This window comes from Streptomyces polyasparticus (assembly GCF_014493765.1).
Classification (GTDB): domain Bacteria; phylum Actinomycetota; class Actinomycetes; order Streptomycetales; family Streptomycetaceae; genus Streptomyces; species Streptomyces polyasparticus.
Genome location: NZ_JACTVJ010000006.1, coordinates 659,801 through 677,198 on the forward strand (window position 1 = coordinate 659,801; position 17,398 = coordinate 677,198).

At 69.7% G+C, this 17,398-nt stretch carries 16 protein-coding genes; 5 read left to right on the plus strand and 11 right to left on the minus strand.

Going from position 1 to position 17,398, the window contains the following annotated elements; all coding sequences use genetic code 11:
• Positions 1-179 precede the first annotated feature (179 nt).
• On the minus strand, positions 180-521 hold the full coding sequence (locus H9Y04_RS14865) for a tetratricopeptide repeat protein (RefSeq protein ID WP_187814286.1): 342 nt from the start codon (positions 519-521) through the stop codon (positions 180-182).
• 125 nt (positions 522-646) lie between these two features.
• Between H9Y04_RS14865 and H9Y04_RS14870 the strand changes: the two genes are divergently transcribed.
• From H9Y04_RS14870 to H9Y04_RS14880, 3 genes are all read left to right on the plus strand, one after another.
• Positions 647-1,789: a methyltransferase gene (locus H9Y04_RS14870; protein WP_187814287.1), complete on the plus strand. Its 1,143-nt coding sequence runs from the start codon at positions 647-649 to the stop codon at positions 1,787-1,789.
• A gap of 187 nt (positions 1,790-1,976) precedes the next feature.
• Entirely contained in the window at positions 1,977-2,942 is a 966-nt protein-coding gene (locus tag H9Y04_RS14875) for a pirin family protein (RefSeq protein WP_187814288.1), read from the plus strand.
• A 56-nt stretch (positions 2,943-2,998) separates the two neighbouring features.
• Positions 2,999-3,202 carry a site-specific integrase gene (locus H9Y04_RS14880; protein WP_187814289.1) on the plus strand — a complete coding sequence of 68 codons (204 nt, stop codon included), beginning with the start codon at positions 2,999-3,001 and terminating at the stop codon, positions 3,200-3,202.
• A 129-nt stretch (positions 3,203-3,331) separates the two neighbouring features.
• On the opposite strand, the gene H9Y04_RS14885 is transcribed toward H9Y04_RS14880, so the two are convergent.
• The 4 genes from H9Y04_RS14885 to H9Y04_RS14900 form a co-directional block, all read right to left on the minus strand.
• Positions 3,332-4,459 carry a sensor histidine kinase gene (locus H9Y04_RS14885; RefSeq protein ID WP_187814290.1) on the minus strand — a complete coding sequence of 376 codons (1,128 nt, stop codon included), beginning with the start codon at positions 4,457-4,459 and terminating at the stop codon, positions 3,332-3,334.
• Complete coding sequence (locus tag H9Y04_RS14890; RefSeq protein ID WP_187814291.1) at positions 4,456-5,133, minus strand: response regulator; 678 nt, start codon at positions 5,131-5,133, stop codon at positions 4,456-4,458. The genes H9Y04_RS14885 and H9Y04_RS14890 overlap by 4 nt, the downstream gene beginning before the upstream one ends.
• Before the next feature lie 231 nt (positions 5,134-5,364).
• A complete protein-coding gene (locus H9Y04_RS14895; RefSeq protein WP_187814292.1) occupies positions 5,365-5,517 on the minus strand; it encodes a hypothetical protein in 153 nt (50 codons plus the stop codon).
• A gap of 73 nt (positions 5,518-5,590) precedes the next feature.
• Positions 5,591-5,860 (minus strand): hypothetical protein, encoded by a 270-nt coding sequence (locus H9Y04_RS14900; protein ID WP_214661196.1) that lies wholly within the window; start codon positions 5,858-5,860, stop codon positions 5,591-5,593.
• Positions 5,861-6,086: 226 nt separating this feature from the next.
• On the opposite strand from H9Y04_RS14900, the gene H9Y04_RS14905 reads away from it, so the two are divergent.
• Complete coding sequence (locus tag H9Y04_RS14905; RefSeq protein ID WP_187814293.1) at positions 6,087-7,343, plus strand: DUF418 domain-containing protein; 1,257 nt, start codon at positions 6,087-6,089, stop codon at positions 7,341-7,343.
• A gap of 163 nt (positions 7,344-7,506) precedes the next feature.
• The gene (locus H9Y04_RS14910) at positions 7,507-8,037 is read left to right on the plus strand and encodes a hypothetical protein (RefSeq protein WP_187814294.1); all 531 of its coding nucleotides are present in this window, start codon (positions 7,507-7,509) and stop codon (positions 8,035-8,037) included.
• Positions 8,038-8,080: 43 nt separating this feature from the next.
• On the opposite strand, the gene H9Y04_RS14915 is transcribed toward H9Y04_RS14910, so the two are convergent.
• From H9Y04_RS14915 to H9Y04_RS14940, 6 genes are read right to left on the minus strand one after another with little or no spacing between them, the layout of a single operon-like run.
• Positions 8,081-9,202, minus strand: a complete 1,122-nt coding sequence (locus H9Y04_RS14915; RefSeq protein WP_187814295.1) for an alpha/beta hydrolase — start codon at positions 9,200-9,202, stop codon at positions 8,081-8,083.
• Positions 9,203-9,261: 59 nt separating this feature from the next.
• Entirely contained in the window at positions 9,262-11,046 is a 1,785-nt protein-coding gene (locus H9Y04_RS14920; protein WP_308800983.1) for a phosphatidylglycerol lysyltransferase domain-containing protein, read from the minus strand.
• A gap of 38 nt (positions 11,047-11,084) precedes the next feature.
• Entirely contained in the window at positions 11,085-12,281 is a 1,197-nt protein-coding gene (locus H9Y04_RS14925; protein ID WP_187814296.1) for a glycosyltransferase, read from the minus strand.
• Positions 12,278-15,139 carry a bifunctional glycosyltransferase/CDP-glycerol:glycerophosphate glycerophosphotransferase gene (locus H9Y04_RS14930; RefSeq protein WP_187814297.1) on the minus strand — a complete coding sequence of 954 codons (2,862 nt, stop codon included), beginning with the start codon at positions 15,137-15,139 and terminating at the stop codon, positions 12,278-12,280. The genes H9Y04_RS14925 and H9Y04_RS14930 overlap by 4 nt, the downstream gene beginning before the upstream one ends.
• 31 nt (positions 15,140-15,170) lie before the next feature.
• Positions 15,171-15,968, minus strand: a complete 798-nt coding sequence (locus H9Y04_RS14935; protein ID WP_187814298.1) for a hypothetical protein — start codon at positions 15,966-15,968, stop codon at positions 15,171-15,173.
• Positions 15,959-17,329 (minus strand): glycosyltransferase, encoded by a 1,371-nt coding sequence (locus H9Y04_RS14940; RefSeq protein WP_187814299.1) that lies wholly within the window; start codon positions 17,327-17,329, stop codon positions 15,959-15,961. Before H9Y04_RS14940 ends, H9Y04_RS14935 begins: the two co-directional genes overlap by 10 nt.
• Between the last annotated feature and the right edge of the window lie 69 nt (positions 17,330-17,398).

The following is a 17,398-nucleotide window of genomic DNA, read 5'->3' on the forward strand; positions in this document are numbered from 1 at the left end:
ACTGTGCTCTTCCGAGGATGAACTGCTTTCCCGAGGTCGCGGACCCGGGCTCTCCCGAGGGTCTCCGACCCGATGATCCTGGCATGCGCCGGCCCGGCGGGACCTGTGGTCTTAGCCCGCACGGGGTACGGCCCCGGCCGTACCCCGTGTGGGGACGCTCCAGTGACCCGGCGCGTGTTTCAGTCCAGGCTCGCGCCCAGCGCCTCGGCGAGCCGGAGGTGCCCGGCGGCCTCCGCGTCGCGGCCCTGCCGCTCCAGGGTGCGGCCGAGCATCAGGCGGGCGTAGTGCTCCACCGGGTCGAGCTCGATGACGGCACGCAATTCGGCCTCGGCGCGCGTGAGTTGCGCGGAGTGGTAGTACGAGCGGGCGAGCAGCAGCCGGGGAGCGACCTGCTCCGGAACCTCCTCGACCAGCGAGCCGAGCACCCGGGCCGCGGCCGCGTAGTCCTTGGCCTCGAAGAACAGACCGGCGCGCTCCCAGCGCTCGGTGGGGCTTCCCTGGGTGTAGTACGTGTGCGTCACGGGGTGACCTCCTTCGGGCGGGTCAACCGCGGTCGTTAGTTGAATATTCCACCAGTTGTACGGGGAGTGCCTGGCGAGGGCGTCGGCGGCCGGCCGCCGCCCGCTGGACTAGCCTGAACCGCACGATGAACCGTTTGACCACGTCATGGGGCGCTTACGACCTCACACGCCATCCCGTCGATCCCAGGGACCAGCTCCGCGCCTGGGACGCCTCGGACGAGTACCTGCTCGAGCACCTGGACGGGCTTACGGAGAGCGAGGGCCTCGACGGCCGCAAGGTCGTCGTGCTCGGCGACCGCTGGGGTGCGCTCACCACCGCGCTCGCCGCGTACGGCCCCGTCCAGATCACCGACTCGTGGCTCACACACCGGGCCACCGAGGAGAACCTGGCCCGGGCCGACGCCGCTGCGGGCGCGCTGCTCACCACGCAGGACACGCCCCCGGACCGTATCGACGTGCTGCTCGTCCGCGTGCCCAAGAGCCTTGCGCTCCTGGAGGACCAGCTGCACCGCCTCGCCCCCGCGCTGCACGCGGACTCGCTCGTGATCGGCACGGGCATGGTGAAGGAGATCCACACCTCGACGCTCGAGCTCTTCGAGCGGATCGTCGGCCCGACGAAGACCTCCCTCGCGAAGAAGAAGGCCCGCCTCATCTTCGCGACGCCCGACCCCGGGCTGTCCCGTGCGGCCGACCCCTGGCCGTACCGCTATGAACTGCCCACCGGAATCGGCCCGATGTCCGGCCGGACCGTCACCAACCACGCGGGCGTCTTCTGCGCCGACCGCCTCGACATCGGCACCCGCTTCTTCCTCGGCCACCTCCCGGCCGGTACGGACGCTGCGCGGATCGTGGACCTCGGCTGCGGCAACGGCGTCGTCGGTACATCGGCCGCGCTGGCGAACCCCGGGGCCGAGGTCGTGTTCACCGACGAGTCGTACCAGGCGGTCGCCTCCGCCGAAGCCACGTACCGGGAGAACGCCGCGGGCAAGGCGGAGTTCCTGGTCGGTGACGGTCTTGCCGCGCTGGAAGCCGGGAGCGTCGACCTGGTGCTCAACAACCCGCCGTTCCACAGCCATCAGGCCGTAACCGACTCCACCGCCCGGCGGATGTTCGCGGACGCGCGGCGGGCGCTGCGGCCGGGCGGCGAGCTGTGGGTGGTGGGCAACCGGCACCTCGGGCACCATGTCACGCTGCGGCGGATCTTCGGGAACTGCCGGACGGTGGCGGGGAACCCGAAGTTCGTGGTCCTGCGGGCGACGAAGCGTTGACGCAGGGTCTTGTGTCGGACGGGGACAGCTGACGCAGGGTCTTGTGGCGGACGGGGACCGAGGGGCGTGGGCTTTGAGGCGGAGGTCCGGCAGGCGGGCGGATCCCGCAGGCCGGCGGTCTGCGCCGGTTCGGCCAACCCCCGCCCCCTGAGCGACTTTCCCGCAGCCAGCGACTACCTTGTCCGGCATGAGCAATCTTGACCGTGAGGCAGCCCTGTCCGTGTGCGGCGGACGCGGATTCGTCGTGGCCGAGCCCGTACGCGAGCTCCTCACCCCGCGCAAGGTGCAACTGGGGGAGTCCACCGAAGTACGGCGGCTTCTGCCCAACTTGGGGCGCCGGATGGTCGGCGCGTGGTGCTTCGTGGACCACTACGGGCCCGACGACATCGCCGACGAGCCCGGCATGCAGGTCCCTCCGCACCCCCACATGGGCCTGCAGACCGTCAGTTGGCTGCACGACGGCGAGGTACTGCACCGCGACTCCACGGGGTCGCTCGCCACGATCCGGCCGCGTGAACTGGGCCTGCAGACCACGGGATCGGCGATCAGCCACTCCGAGGAGACCCCGAAGTCCCACTCGCGCTTCCTGCACGGCGCCCAGCTGTGGACCGCGCTCCCGGAGGGGGCCCGCCACGTGGACGCCCACTTCGAACACCACACGGACCTGCCGCGGCTCACCTCCGCCGGCCTGACCGCCACGGTCATCCTCGGCACGCTCGACACGGCGACCTCGCCCGGCGCCACGTACTCACCGATCGTCGGCGCGGACCTCTCCCTGGCGCGCGGCACCGAAACGTCACTGCCCCTGGAGTCGGACTTCGAGTACGCGGTCCTCTCCATGTCCGGCGAGGTCCACGTGGACGGCGTCCCGGTCCTGCCGGGCTCGATGCTCTACCTCGGCTGCGGCCGCACCCAACTCCCGCTGCGCGCCGAGTCGGACGCGTCGATCATGCTCCTGGGCGGCGAGCCGTTCGAGGAGGAGATCATCATGTGGTGGAACTTCATCGGGCGCACCCAGGCCGAGATCGAGCAGGCACGTGCGGACTGGATGACCGGGACGCGCTTCGGTGAGGTGAAGGGGTACGACGGGGATCCGATTCCTGCTCCGGAACTGCCGTCGGTGCCGCTGAAAGCGCGGGGGCGCGTGCGCTGATCTGGGCTGATGTCCGACCGGCACCAATGGCAGCATCGCGAGTCAAGCTGTCAGGCGTGGAGATTCCCAAGGGCACGGTCCTCTATGGTCTTCGGTGCTATTTCGCCTCCAGCTGCCTGAGCCACGGCATCCGGATCACGGACGTGGCCGAATGGATGGGCCACCGCAGCGCGGAGATCACCTTCCGGACGTACCGAAACCTGATGCAGGGATCGAGGAGCAGGGCCGCAAGCGTCCTCAACCTCGACCTCGCCGCGTGACGCCGTTTCCTCGGATGACGCCACAATGTTGCGAGGGGACAGGCAGGCCAGCCCCGGCGCGATCCGGGCACGCATGGTGAGCGGGACATGTCGAAGGCGCTCCGCGGACATCGTCGGCGGCCGGCCTCTTCAGGAGGGATGGGTGGGAGCGCGGAGCTCGATCGTGAAGCCGCCCTGCCGGGTGGGTTCGGCGGTGAGGGTGCCGTCGAGGAGTTCGGCGCGTTCGCGCAGGCCGATGAGGCCGTGGTGGGCGCTGGGCAGGGGAACGGATGGACGCGTGGGGGCGGTGTTGGTGATGGTGACGCCGAAGTGCTGCGTGTCGTGCCACAGCCGGACCTCGGCCCGGGCGCCGGGCGCGTGCTTGCGCACGTTGGTGAGGGCTTCTTGGACCGTGCGGTAGATGGTGCGCTGGGCGGTAGTGCTGATACCGGGCGGGAGTTCACCGGCCAGGGTGGTCTCGATGCCACTGTTCGCGATCAACTGCTGAAGTTCGGCGAGGGTTGGCTGGGGCGTCAGTTCAGTCGCTCTGCCACCTGACGCGCGCAGCAGGGTGACCATGTGGCGCAGCTCGTCGAGGGTGTTCACGCTCAGGGTGCGGATGGCGCGGGCGCCGTCGCGGGTTTGAGGGTCTTTGGCGGCGACCTGCAGGGCTCCGGCCTGCACGGCGATGAGGCTGACCTGGTGGGAGACGACGTCGTGCATCTCGCGGGCCAGTTGGGCGCGTTCGCGGGCGAGGACGGTCTGGGCGTACAGGGCGCTTTCGTGTTCGCGGGCTTCTTCGACCTCGACGAGCTGGCGGGCCACGTCCTGTCTGGCCTGCACGAGCTGACCGAACAGTACCGGGGCGAAGGCCGTGGCCAGGGTGTAGACGAACTGGATGAGCGTCCAGGTGCGGTCCTCGCCGGAGAGCGTGTCGGACATGGGCCAGACGAGGGTGCTGGCCGCTGCGTTCAGGAGCGCGCAGCCGGCAAGCAGCAGACGGTTGCGGGTGTGTGCGGCCACCGTGTAAAGGGCGACCATTGGCGCGACCGCCACGTCCATGAACACGAGCATGGGCAGGGTCAGCAGAAATGCGGCCAAGGGAAGGCGCCGACGCAGGAACAGCCCCGCGCAGCCGAGGGCGGCGCTTGCCCACATGAAAGGGGACGCCTCGCCATAGAGATTGATCCAGGCATCGAGCAGGGAGAGTGCGACGAGGCTCGCGTCGACGCCCCAGAGCGGCACCCGCCGCCACAATGCCTGGCCGGTGCCCGTCATCCTGTGTCCCGTGCGGTGTCGTCACGGTTCTCGCTGAGCAGCCCGGCCCGCTCGGCGAGCAGTGCCGCCTGGACGCGGCTGGAGACACGCAGCTTGGTCAGGATCGAGCTGACGTGGTCCTTGACGGTGCCCGCGCTCAGGTGGATGCGGGTGCCGATGTCGGCGTTGGAGAGCCCTTGGGCGATCAGGACGAGGACCTCGCGTTCCCGCTCGCTGAGCAGACCAACACGTGCCACTTCCGCGTCCTGGGGAGCGCCCGCCCCTGGATGGCTGCGCAGCAGGGCCCGAGAGGCTTTCGGAGACATGACCACGCCGCCCGCGGCCAGAGTGCGCACGAGCTGGGCGAGTTGTTCGGGCTCGGTGTCCTTGAGCAGGAAGCCGCCGGCTCCCGAGCGCAGTGCGGTCAGGATGTACTCGTCGGTGTCGAAGGTGGTGAGCATGGCCACCTGCGGTGGTGCGGGAAGGTCCTGGATCTGGCGCAGAACGGTGAGGCCGTCCACGTCCGGCATGCGGATGTCGAGGAGCACGACGTCCGGCTGCTCGCGCCGGATGACATCGGCGGCCTGTGCGCCTTCTGCGGTCGCCACTACCTCGATGCCGTCCGCGGCGTTCAGGATCAGCTGAAAGCCGGAACGCACCAGCGCTTCGTCGTCCACCACCACTACCCGGATCACCGGCGTTCCGCCTCACATTCGTCTGTTCTGTCCAGCATCTTGGCGATCCTTGTGTTTCGGATCGGTGCGTCCGCTTCTCGTACGGTGATCGCTTGCGTCGACAGTACGTCGAGGACGGTGTGCGACAGCGCGACGGGATGGAGATCCCCGCCAACCGGCAGGCTGGTTCCAGCCGTTCGGGGGGACCGCCCGGTCCACCGGCAGGCGGGGTGCGGAGGGTGGGGGCCTCGCTCAGGCGGCGAGTCCGGGGAAGACCGCCACGACGCGCTCCATGAGGCTGGTGTACAGATCGGGGTGGAGTACGGCCAGGACCAGGGCGGCCGCGAAGAAGAGGATTAGTCCGGTCTCCCGGCGCCGCGGCCGGTCGGCTCGTTTGTCGTTCATGCGTCCAGACTGGCCGGGCTTCGGATCCCCGTGTACCTGGCAGTCGTCCGGTCCCTACCCCCCAGGCAGCTGGTCACGGACCCCCCGAGTGGCCGGGCTTGGTGACGGGGTCCGCGAGCAACCGTGCGATGGGCAGGGAGCCGATGCCGTGTAGCACGACACTGCCGAGCACGGTGAGGGTCATCGCATCCAGCGCGGTGTCCGCGTAAGGCCCCTCGGGGAGGGCGTTGAAGGCGAGCAGGCCGAATACGATCGACGTGGTGCCGCGGGGTCCGAGTGCTCCCACCAGGAGCCGCCGGCGCCAGGTGAATTTCGAGCCGAGGAACCGGCGGCGAGCGCCCATGCGGCGGCCACGGCAGTGATCACGATCAGGACGAGGGTCATGGCGGTTCCGGTCGGGGCAGTGACATCGCGAGGGGCGTAGCCGACCTTAGGGCCGGCCGCCGTGTACGGCGGCCCCACAGGCCCCGACTCCAGCCGTTCGGAGGGCAGGTTCCCGCCGGTCGGCGGGGGCGTTGCCGACGCCTGTCGGATGGTTCGCCGCCTGGCGGCTTTGAAGGATCGTCCTTATGACACAGATACAGCCGCCACAGGGGGCAACGGCTCAGCAGGAACCTGCGCCGCCGCACCCCCGAACCTCGCCGGAGTCCGCCGGCCAGGCACCGCAGAGCCCTTCGACGGCACGTCTGGTCGGGGTGGATCTGGCCCGTGCGCTGGCGGTGTTCGGCATGTTCATCGTGCACATCGGGCCGTCGCTGTCGGACACGAGCGGCGTCGGCAGCGGGGTGCGCTTCCTCGCCGAGGGGCACTCGTCGGTGCTGTTCGCGACCCTCGCCGGGTTCTCGCTGATGCTGATCGCCGGCCGCCGTGAGCCGAAGACGGGCCTGGCCGGCCGGCAGGCGAGGGCGCGGATCGCGATCCGCGCGGTGATCCTGCTGGCGCTGGGCACCGCGCTGGCGATGGAGTTCGGGGGAGTGATCATCCTCGGCTTCTACGGCGTCTACTTCCTCGTCGCCCTCCCCTTGGTGCGACTGAGCGCGAGGACGCTGGCAATCATCGCGGCCGGGCTCGCCCTCGTCACGCCGCAGCTGTTGTTCGCCCTGCCCACGGTGTTGAGCGAGTCGGTACAGGAGAGCATCAACGCGCACGACCCGCTGAAGAAGCTGAGTGACGTGGGTGTGCTCGATCTGCTGTTCAACGGCTTCTACCCGACGATCACGTGGATGTCGTTCGTGGTCGCCGGCATGGCGCTGGCCCGCCTCGACCTGTCGGCCCCTGCGGTCCAGCGGCGCCTGGCCGCCCTCGGCGCCGTCCTCGTCGTAGGCGCCTACGGCCTGTCCCTGCTCCTTGCGGGCAAGGACGCGTTGAAGAGCATGGCGGAGGGCGGGTCGTCGTCCAGCGGCTCTGCGGAGTCGTTCAAGGACAGCGGGTCCGGCGGCGAGATGTTCGACCTGCCGATGTCGCAACTGCTGGCCGCCGGGCCGCACAGCGGTACCACGTTCGACATCGTCGGCAGTGTCGGAGTCGCGATCCTCGTGGTCGTGGGCCTGACGGTACTCATCGACCGCCTGCCGCTCCTGCGCCGCCTGGCGAAGCCGGTCGTCGCGGTGGGCACCATGTCCCTGACGGCGTACGTCGGCCACTTCGTCCTACAGCCCTTGCTGCCCCCGGTCCCCGGCGCCGACACCCCGGGGTCCTGGCTGCCCGTGCTCACGTTCATCCTGGGCACGATCGTCTTCGCCGCCATCTGGTCCCGCTTCTTCCGCCGTGGACCGCTGGAGTACCTGCTCAACGTCGCCACGAAGCCCGCCAAGTACGTCCGCTGAGGTCCGAACCATCCGTCCGGGGGGAGTGCTCCGGCCTACCGGTGGGTGGATGGGCGAGGCTCGGCGGATGGAGTCCGCGGTCCTGGCACGGTGTGATCGATCCGGGGCCCGCCCGAACGGCAGGCCCCGTCCCGTATCCGTAACCGTTCGAGGATCCCCGACCATGCCCCGCTTGTCTCCGCGCCTGCACCGATCCGCCCGCGACCTGCGTCACTGGGCGGCGCGTCCCCACGTCCTGTTCGGTGGGGTGTACGGGGCGGTCCTCGCCAGTTCGATGGTGGCCGCCCTGAGCGGTCAGGGGCCGGCCGAGCCGGCCGACCGGCTCAACGACGCGCAGTGGCTCATCATCACGGCCATCGCGTCCGCCATGGCGCACGGCTACGCGCATCTGATCGCCCGACGCGGTGACGAGACGGTGCACGGAGTGCGCGCAGTGGTGCGGCTGCTGCTCTCGGAGTGGCCGTTGATCCTGGCCACCTCCCCGACGCTGCTCCTGCTGCTCGGTGGGGCGTGGGGCTGGTGGCCTGCGGATGTGGAGTACGTGGCCTTCGCGGTGAACGTCGTCCTGCTGTTCGCCTGGGGCCTCCTCGCCGCCCGCGCGGGCGGCCGGACCTGGGGTTCCGCCATGAAGGTCGGCATGGTGGACGCGCTGCTCGGCCTCGTGGTCGTGGTGGCGAACGTGTTCATCAAGTAGATACGGTTGGGCGGGGTGCGCATGTCGCGCATCCCGCCCAGTGTCATTTCGCCGAGAGCCGGCCGCTCATCCACTCCAAGGTGGGGGCTATCTCCCGTTTCCACGTGGTGAAGTTGTGGCCGCCGCTGTCGAGAATGATCGACGAGACGCGGGCCGGCGGCTTCACCTTCTTGATGAACTCTCGCGTGGCCTTGAGGTTCCCCTCACCCTTCTTCGAACTGGTCACCAGGAACGAGGAGTTACGGGCGGGAAGGTGGTCCAGACTCCACAACAGGTTGGCGCGTTTGCGTAGTTTCTGGTCGCCGTGGAACAGGTTGCCCGTGGTGAGGTCTTCCGCGGCCTTGTAGTACGGGGAGAGTCCCGCGCTCGCGGCGAACCGGTCCGGGTGGTGCAGGCCGAGTTTCAGGGCGCAGTAGCCGCCGGTCGAGTTGCCGATGACGCCCCAGTTGCGGGCGTGTTCGCCGACGCGGTAGGCGCCTGATATCGCCTTGGGCAGGTCGTCGGCGAGGAAGGTCTCGGTCTGCGGGCCTTTGGGTATGTCCACGCATTCGGTGTCCCGCGGCGGCGCGACGGTCGGGCGCAGCATCACCAGGATCATGGGCTGCGACTCTCCCTGAGCCGCCAGACGGTGGGCCGTGGTCGGGTATTTCAGGCCCTTGATGAGGGATTTGGCGTTGCCGGGGTAGCCGGTGAGTACGACCGACGCGGGAAACGTCCGCTTCTCGTTGCCGGCCTGGAAGTACTCCGGTGGGAGGTATACGTACGCGGGGCTGTTGATCCGGGATTTGTCGCCGCGTACGACGACCCTTTGTATCTGCCCGCCGACGGAGGGCTGCTTGCTGCCGGGGACGGCCACCCTCTGCTTGCCCACCACGGTGAGTGATCGGGCGCCGGCGGCGCCGGCCGAGTGGTCCACGACGACGCCTTCCGTCTGCTCCTGGCCGAAGAGGTCGGCCCACGACCCGTAGAACAAGAAGGTCTTGTTCGCCACGAGGCCGACCGAGGCGAAGAGCATCACCTGGGTCATGAACAGCAGCCCGATACGGCCGATGACCGCGCGCCAGCCGCGCCGTGCGAGCCGCGGCCAGAACACGATCGTGAGGACGAAGAGCGCCACCGCCGACAGGACGGCGAGCGCCAGGACTTTGTTACTGGTGAGACCCATGGGCGGGCACTTTCTCGGGTGGTTCCAGGCGGATACGGGTGGAGTGGATGCAGGGGAGGTCAGGAGCAGGCGCGTGAACGTCGGCGGAAGAGGGCGGGCAGGCCCGGCGTGGTGACGAAGCCTTCGGCTCGGCCACTGGCCACCGCGATGCGCGGCAGTTCGCTGCTCTTGTGGAAGAGGATGAAGCGGGGTTCCCAGATCGGCCGGTACTTGGCGTTGGCCCGGTACAGCGATTCGATCTGCCACCAGCGCGAGCAGAACCCGAGGGTGGCGCGCCACAGCCGCAGCACGGGGCCGGCGCCGAGGCGGTCGCCGCGCTCGAAGACCGAACGGAACATCGCGAAGTTGAGCGAGACGCGGGCGAGGCCCACCTCGTCGGCCTGCCGCAGGAGTTCGATCACCATGAACTCCATCAGGCCGTTGTCACTGTCGCGATCACGGCGCATCAGATCGAGCGAGAGCCCCTTGGTGCCCCACGGGACGAAGCTGAGCAGCGCGCGCAGATCGCCGTGTGTGTCATGGCATTCGACCATCACGCAGCGCCCGTCGTCCGGCGCGCCGAGCCTGCCGAGCGCCATGGAGAATCCGCGTTCGGTCGCCCCGTCGCGCCAGCGGTCGGCATCGGCCACGAGACGGGCCATCTCCGGCTCGGGGATGTCCTCATGCCGCCGTACGCGCACGCTGTAGCCGGCGCGCCGGACCCGGTTGTGCGCCTGCCGGACCCCGCGCATCGCACGTCCTTCCAGGGTGAAGTCCGCGACCTCGACGATCGCTTCGTCGCCCAGCTCAAGAGCGCTCAGACCGTGTCGCCCGTAGATCACCCCTGCTTCCTCGGACGCCCCCATCACGGCCGGGACCCAGGCGTGTTCGCGTGCCTCGGCCAGCCAGGCGTCGATCGCGCCCGGCCATGCCTCGGGGTCGCCGATCGGGTCGCCGGAGGCCAGGGAGACACCGCCGACCACGCGGTAGGTCACGGCCGCCTTCCCGCTGGGGGAGAAGATGGCGGCCTTGTCGCGGCGCAGCGCGAAATAGCCCAGGGAGTCGCGCTCGCCATGCCGGTCCAGGAGGGTACGCAGCCGGGTTTCGTCGTCCTCGCTCAGCATCACCCGGCCGCGGGGGCTGCGGAACGCCACGTACAGGACGCTCAGGAACAGCAGCGCCGCCGTCACGTTCAACGTCCCGTCGACCCAGCCGGGCACCTGGACGAGACGGGCGGCCCGTTCGGTCGGGTCGAGCGTGACGAAGCGGGCCAGGACGTAGCCGAGGCGGTCGGACAGGACCGCTCCCGTACCGCTCCCGGTCGCCTGCACCAGCCCGATACCGAGCGCGCCGCTGAGCACCAGACCGCCGGCCAGGGCCGCGAGCGCGGTGCGGGGATTGGACCGGTCGCCCTTCGACGTGAACTCCTTGCGCCCGACGAGCAGCGCCATGAGGAACAGGGCGGTGAGCGCGGCCGAGGCCCAATTGACCCAGTGGCCGCGGAAGTCCAGTTCCTGGTCCGGCACGAGCAGGAAGAGGGCCATGCCCGCCAGGGTCAGCGCGGCGAGCACCACGTTGAAGATCCACGCCGCCCGCTTGCGCCGGCGCATGGCGATGGCCAGCCACAGCGCCAGGACGGCGGACACCAGGCCGGCGGTGAGCAGGTACGGGGTGAAGTGCTCGCCCTCGTTGTACTCGTGCACCCGGTCGCGCAGGGGCACGGAGAGCACCGCGAGCACATTGAGCAGGGCCATGGCGCGCAGGTACCAGACGCTCGCCGTGGCGGCCGCTCGACGGGCCCGTGGAGGGCCCGCCGACGCCGGGCGGGCCGGGGCTGCGGTGGGCGGGGTGGTGTGGGCGGTCACGTCAACGGCCTTCGTGAGGGACGGGTCGGGGCGGCGGCTCAACGGTCGAGGAGGCGGAAGAGGGTCTCCCACCGGTCGACGATCAGGTCGGTGGCGTATCGCTGGATGTTCTGGCGCGCGCTGTCCCCCATGAGGTCGCGCAGGTCGCTGTCGCCCATCAACGTTGCTAGGTGTCGGGCGAGTTGGCGGGTGTCGCCAGGGGGTGCGAGGAAGCCGTCCGCGCCGTCCGTGATGATCTCGCGCACGCCGGGAGCCACGTCGAAGGCGACACAGGGCACGCCGGTGGCCATGGCCTCCATGAGTGCGAGCGGGAAGCCCTCTCCCCGTGAACTCAGGGCGAACACGCAGCTCTCGCGCAGCGCTGCCGGCACGTCGTCGGTGCGGCCCCGCCACTGCACGGACGCCTCGATGCCGAGCTGTGCGCACTGGCGCCGCAGGGCTTGTTCCTCCTCGCCCGCCCCGTAAATGGCGAGGGTCCAGTCGGGGTGGTCCGGTGCGAGCAGGGCCCAGGCTTCCAGGAGCAGGTCGACGCCCTTCTCCTCGTGCAGCCGGCCGATGCTCACCACCGTCTTCGCGCGGCGTGGGGAGGGGGTGTCGGGGAAGAACGGCAAGGGATTGGGCATGGCGCCCACATGGTCAAGTCCCTTGCGGATCCACAGGTCGGCATCCTCGCGGGTGAGCGTGAGCATCCGGTCGACGTCCTTGTAGTACCGCTGAACTCGCCCGTATCGCGAGGACCTTCGGCAGGTCTCGTACGACTCATGGCTCATGCCGATCACGGTCAGACCCGTGGTGTCGGCGAGGGCCACCCACTCCATCGCCCAGACCTGGGTGACGATCACGATCGCGCCGGGGCGGGCCGCCCGGAACAGGTCGGTGAGCTTCTCCGCCTGTTTGCGCATACCGGCCGCGTGGGCGGCGCGTCGGCGCCGGTCGACCGGGTCCACGCGGCGCCGGACGCCTCCGCCGGACGGCGGCGCGGGCGGGTGGACGTCGTAGAGGGTGGTGGTGCGGTACGGCAGATCGTCGCCGAGGTCGTGGCGGCGGCCGGCCGGGGCGGGGGTGATGCCGAGGACGTGCACCTGGTGGCCCCGGTTGCTGAACAGCCGTGCCATCTGGTGGGACCAGCTGGTGATCCCGCCCAGTTCGTCGACGCTGTTGGAGACGAAGAAGATGTCCCGGCTCGCAGCAGCGGAGTCGGCGAGGGCGGTGGCGTGGAGGGTCTGTTGCGTCATCGGTGTTTCCCATCGGCGAAGAGCTGGTCGACGATCCGCCGGGCGGCGTCGCCGCGGTCGTATTCGCCGAAGCGTGCGAGGAACTGCTTGCGCGCCGGTGCGTAGTCGTCCGCCCAGGCGTGCAGGGACTTGACGGCCGCGAGGAACTCCTCCTCGGTGGTGACCATCGGCCCCGGCGTGCAGGAGGCCAGGTCGAAGTAGGTGCCGCGGCCGTCGTGTGCGTAGGCGTCGTAGTCGTACGCGAAGAAGAGCATCGGCCGCTCGAGGAGGGCGTAGTCGAACATCACGGAGGAGTAGTCCGTGATCAGCGCGTCGGCGAGCTCCAGGAGCGGCGCGGTGTCGTGGAGCGCGGACACGTCGATGACCCGGCCGGTCACCGAAGGCGGCAGCACGACGTGGTTGAGGTAGTGCGCGCGGATCAGGAGGACGTACCGGTCGCCGAACTCCTCGGCGAAGCGCTCCACGTCGAAGGGCAGCTCGAAGCGGTGTCCGCCGCCCGTACGGAAGGTGGGCGCGTAGAGGAGCACCTCCTTGTCGTCCGGGATCTCCAACTCGGCGGCGAGCGGGCCGCGTTCGCGTCGGCCGGTGGCGCTCTCGGTCTGCCGGGTGCGGACCAGGGAGTCGTTGCGCGGATACCCGGTCCGCAACAGGCGTGCCTCATCCTGGTGCAATGCCTTGGCGAGGGTACGCACGTCATGCTCGGTGCGGACCACGAAATGGTCGAAGCGCCCCAACGCGTCCTGCTGCAACCGCTGTTGATCCCGCGTCATCGACTTCAGCTCGGGCAGGTCGAAACCCATCCGCTTGAGCGCCGAGCCGTGCCAGGTCTGCACGTACGTGGTCTGCGGACGCTTGCGGAGTCCGAGCGGGAAGCTCTGGTTGTCCACCCAGAACTCGGCCTGGGCCAGGGCCCTGAGGTAGGGCAGCGACCAGCGTCGTACGAGGGTGGCGTCCTGCGGAAACCCCTGCGGGCTTCCCTGGTAGGACCAGATGGCTTTGAAGTCCAGCCCTTGGCGGCGCATCTCCTCGTAGAGGGCTCGGGGGCTGTCGCTGTACTGCTTGCCGAGGTGGCTTTCGAAGACGACGGTGCGTCTGCGCACGGGCAGTCGGCAGAAGACCTCGTGGTAGATGCGGAGCTTCGAGTCGCCGGAGCCGAGCTTCTTGCGCAGGGCCCGGGCCTTTCGGTAGCCGGCCTTGCCCAGCGTGCCCGGGGCTCCGCGCACCGTACGCTCGATCAGCCCGGAGGCGCGTACGGCGGGCGAGCCAAGGGACACCAGGCGGAAGGCGAGGTGTCCTTTCGCGCTGACGTGCGGCTCGACGCGGTCGCCGGTCAGTCGGGTCAGCCGAGGCCGCACCGGCACGTCCTGGCCGTCCAGAGCCGTGTCCCCGGCCGTGATCCGCGAGACGGTGCCCTCGCCGTCCGCCTCCAGGCGCATCCGTATGTCCCATACGGCGTCGACGATCCCCAGGGGACGCAGCCGCCGCCCGAGATCCGCCTCCGTCTCCCAGCTGATCGAGTGGCCGTCGTGGCGCAGGGCCCGCACGGGGAAGGTGAACGACTGCAAGCTCTTGCGGCGGGCCGTGAGGACGAGCTCGCCGCGCAGTGCGGCGTCGGCCGGGATCGAATGGAGCGGGTTGGTGATGCGGCCGGACAGCGTGACCGTGGTGCCCGTCGCGGCGTACCCGGTCAGTTCGTTGCGCAGGAACATCTGCTCAATCGGCTTCTGGTGATGGCCGAGATCCGTCACGTCCAGGACGCTTCGGCCCAGTGGATCCTCCAGGTGACCTGCGGCGTCGGTCCAGTAGACGCGTCCGTCGCGCTGCGCGAGCGGGGAGGAGATCTTGTCCCGGTTGATGAGGGTGTCCACGGCCGGGATCAGCTGCTCCCGGTCGCCTCGGCGCAGCAGGTAGGCGCAGATCGCCACAGAGGGGTGGACCGCCTCGTAGGCAGCGGCGTCGATGCCCGCGAGGTACTCCTGGGAGAGTGCGGCGAACTCGCTGCGGTAGCTGTCGTCGCGCAGCGGGAGGTCGCGCAGGTGCAGGACGAGATCGTGCTTGAGGAACTTGGCGTCCTTGGCGAGCTTGAGATCGTGCAGTCCTCGCTCCTCGAGGAGCGCGTCGATGCGGCGGTGGATCTCCAGACGGTGCGTGTAGTTGGTGATCTCGTGGCGGCTGTTGGTGACCGACTTGGCCGCCGCTTTCTGGCGGACGTTCCAGAAGTAGACCTGGTTGGGAATGAGTGTGATGCGCCGCGCGGCCAGGTACGCCTCGGCGATGAACTGCAGGTCCTCGTAGAACATCCCCTTGGGGAAACGGAGTGCGTGCGCGAGGAGGAACTCGCGGCGGTAGCACTTGTTCGTGGACAGCGTGTCCCAGACGAACAGATCAGGCAGCTCGGTCACCGACTCCACGGTGCGGGTGCGCGAATACAGCCAGGGGTACCACTCGTTCGTGCTCCGGTGACGGCTGTCGAGGTGCCGGCGTACGCACAGCCCGGAGACGATGTCGCTGCCCGTCTCCTCGGCGGCTTCGAGCAGGTTGCGGCAGGCGTTGCGCTCCAGGACGTCGTCGCTGTCGAGGAACATGACGTGGCGGCCGAGGGCGTGGTGGATGCCGTGGTTGCGGGGCTCGCCGCCCGCGCCGCTGTTCTCGGGCAGTTGGAAGGCACGTATCCGGTGGGGATGGGCCGCGGCCAGTCGCTGTGCCACCGCGTACGAGGGATCGGTGCTGCAGTCGTCGACGATCACCACCTCGACGCTGCACAGCGTCTGGTCGAGGACCGACTGGACGGCGGCGGGCAGCCGTTCGGCGTCGTTGTGCACGATGACCACGACGGAGATGTCCGGTTGAGGATTCACGTGTGTTTCCTGTGTCGTTCTTTGGCGGGGTCTACAGCGCGGGGTGCGGCGAGTCCTGCCGGGCGCCGCCGAGCTCGGCGGCCGGGCGTGGGCGTGTGCTGATGTGCGTGCGCAGGGCGAGGTTGTTGTCGGCCGTGAGTTGGGCCTGGACCGTCAGGGATCCGTGGGGCAGTGCGAGATGGGCCGCGGGGAACTGATCGATGCCCTTGCGATCCGGAAGGTCGCCGAAGAGGCGGGCGGGGCGCAGGGAGCGGCCCGGGTCGTGCGGGGTCAGGTGGATGTCCCACACGGCGCTGTGTCCCGGATGGAGGCCGGCCAGTTGGTGCAGCGCGATGTCCGCCGTGAACGTGTGGCCGGCCTCGATGCGGCACGGTGTGTGGAACCGCACGCTGTCCGTGCCGCGCATGCGAGCGGCGAGCCGGTAGCCGCGGCCTGCGGTGTCGGCTCCGTGCAGGGTGCCGGTGACGGTCAGGACTTCGGATGTTGCGGTGACCGTGTCGAGTTCGGCGTGTTCCGGCCGGTTCCAGGTGCGCAGGGCGAGGTGGCCGTCGGCGGTGACGTACGGGATGGTGCTCGCCCAGCCGGCCCCGGACGGGTGCGGCAGGGACAGGCCGACCAGGCGGCTGGTCTCCACCGAACCCGCGTGGACGCGACGGCTTCTCCCGTCGACGCTCTGTTGGATGTGGACGTCCCAGTGCCCCTCGGGCAGCGGCCGGCCGTCGCGGTACAGGATGAGGCGCGCTTGCGGGTCGGCTTCCGGTCCGGATCCGATACGGAAGCGCAAGGAGACGGGCTCGGCGGCTGTACCCTCGCGCGGTCTCAGCACCAAGGTCCAAGTGCCCGCGGCGAGTTCATGGGTCGGAATGCGCAGGGTGAGCGCGCCGTCCTGGGATGCACGGCAGTCGACGGCGACGGGCGGCAGCTCCTTGCCGAGCAGCGCCGCCACATGCAGGCGCTCGGCGAGCCGACCCGCGCGCATGCGCAGCGGTGGGGCGGGAGGACGGGCGGGGCTCGGCGTGACCGAGGCGTCGGATTCCGGGGCCAACGCCCCGAAGAGCGCCTCGTATTGACGCGCGATGTGATCGGGCAGGTAGTGGCGCGCGGTGCGCCGTGCCATCTCGCCCTGCGGAACCGCTCGGCGTCATTCGCGATGAGGCGGCACAGCGCGTCGGCGAGATGGTCCTCGACCGGTCCCTCGGCCGGGACGAGCAGGCCGTCCCTGCCATGACTGATGATCTCGCGAGGCCCGTAGTCGCAGTCGGTCGCCACGACCGGGACACCCAGCCGCATGGCCTCGACGATCGGCATCCCGAACGCCTCGGTTGAGCTGGACACGACGGTGATGGCGCCCTTGGCCCACTCGGTGTCGATGGGGGAGTGCGGGCCCATGAGGAACACGTTTGCGTGCAGGCCGAGTTCGTCGATACGGCGGCGCAGGGCGGCCCGCTCCCGGCCGCGGCCGTAGATGCGCAGGGTCCAGTCGGGGTGGCGGGCGACCACCTTGGCGAAGGCGCCGATGAGGCGGTCGAAGTGCTTGGCGGGGACGAGGCTGCCGGCGGCGACCACGATCCGCGAGGTGCCGGTGGCGGCCTCGACCACGGGCGCGGGGCAGCAGTTGGCGATATGGGTGATCAGGACCTGCCGGACGGGCAGGGCCTTGTCGTAGGCGAGGGCGTCGCCCTCGGAGAGGGTCACGAAGGCGTCGAGCCGGTCGATGGCCGCATCCTGGTCGCGGCGCACCTGTTCGCTGTGGGAGGCGCGGGTGAGGTGTTCCTGTCCGATGCGCAGGTAGGCGTCCGTGCGGCCGTGTTCGGCCAGCATGCACACCAGATACGGACGGGTGGCGATCACGACGTCGCTGTCCGTGCGGCGCAGGAAGTCCGCGAGCCGCTGCTCACCCAGGGCGCTCGGAGGAGTCCTGCTCGCGTAGAGAACGTCGAGCGGACAGACGGCTCCGAGGGTCTGAACCTCGGGCTCGTCACGGACGTCATGGCGTGCGGATGGCCGCAAGTCCACCAACGGACGCACGCGCACCCGCTCATCGACGGGCACGCGCATGCGCTCCGCCGTGCGGTAGTAGGACACGATCTGTACGTCGTGGCGCTCGGCGAGGGCGGTGGCGAGGTTGGCCGTCGCGCGGATCGTGCCATCGATCCCGTACGCGTCGAACAGCAGGAAAGTGATCTTCATCGGGTGCCTCGTGGTCGCCGTGGGCTTCGGAGCCGTATGTCAACCACCGTGACGAAGGTGCAGATCGGG

Bases quoted from the DNA above. Each gene is read 5' to 3' on its own strand.
- H9Y04_RS14870 (WP_187814287.1), top strand. From the start codon at position 647: ATGAACCGTTTGACCACGTCATGGGGCGCTTACGACCTCACACGCCAT.
- H9Y04_RS14875 (WP_187814288.1), top strand. From the start codon at position 1,977: ATGAGCAATCTTGACCGTGAGGCAGCCCTGTCCGTGTGCGGCGGACGC.
- H9Y04_RS14885 (WP_187814290.1), bottom strand. From the start codon at position 4,459: ATGACGGGCACCGGCCAGGCATTGTGGCGGCGGGTGCCGCTCTGGGGC.
- H9Y04_RS14895 (WP_187814292.1), bottom strand. From the start codon at position 5,517: ATGAACGACAAACGAGCCGACCGGCCGCGGCGCCGGGAGACCGGACTA.
- H9Y04_RS14900 (WP_214661196.1), bottom strand. From the start codon at position 5,860: ATGGGCGCTCGCCGCCGGTTCCTCGGCTCGAAATTCACCTGGCGCCGG.
- H9Y04_RS14905 (WP_187814293.1), top strand. From the start codon at position 6,087: ATGACACAGATACAGCCGCCACAGGGGGCAACGGCTCAGCAGGAACCT.
- H9Y04_RS14910 (WP_187814294.1), top strand. From the start codon at position 7,507: ATGCCCCGCTTGTCTCCGCGCCTGCACCGATCCGCCCGCGACCTGCGT.
- H9Y04_RS14915 (WP_187814295.1), bottom strand. From the start codon at position 9,202: ATGGGTCTCACCAGTAACAAAGTCCTGGCGCTCGCCGTCCTGTCGGCG.
- H9Y04_RS14925 (WP_187814296.1), bottom strand. From the start codon at position 12,281: ATGACGCAACAGACCCTCCACGCCACCGCCCTCGCCGACTCCGCTGCT.
- H9Y04_RS14940 (WP_187814299.1), bottom strand. From the start codon at position 17,329: ATGAAGATCACTTTCCTGCTGTTCGACGCGTACGGGATCGATGGCACG.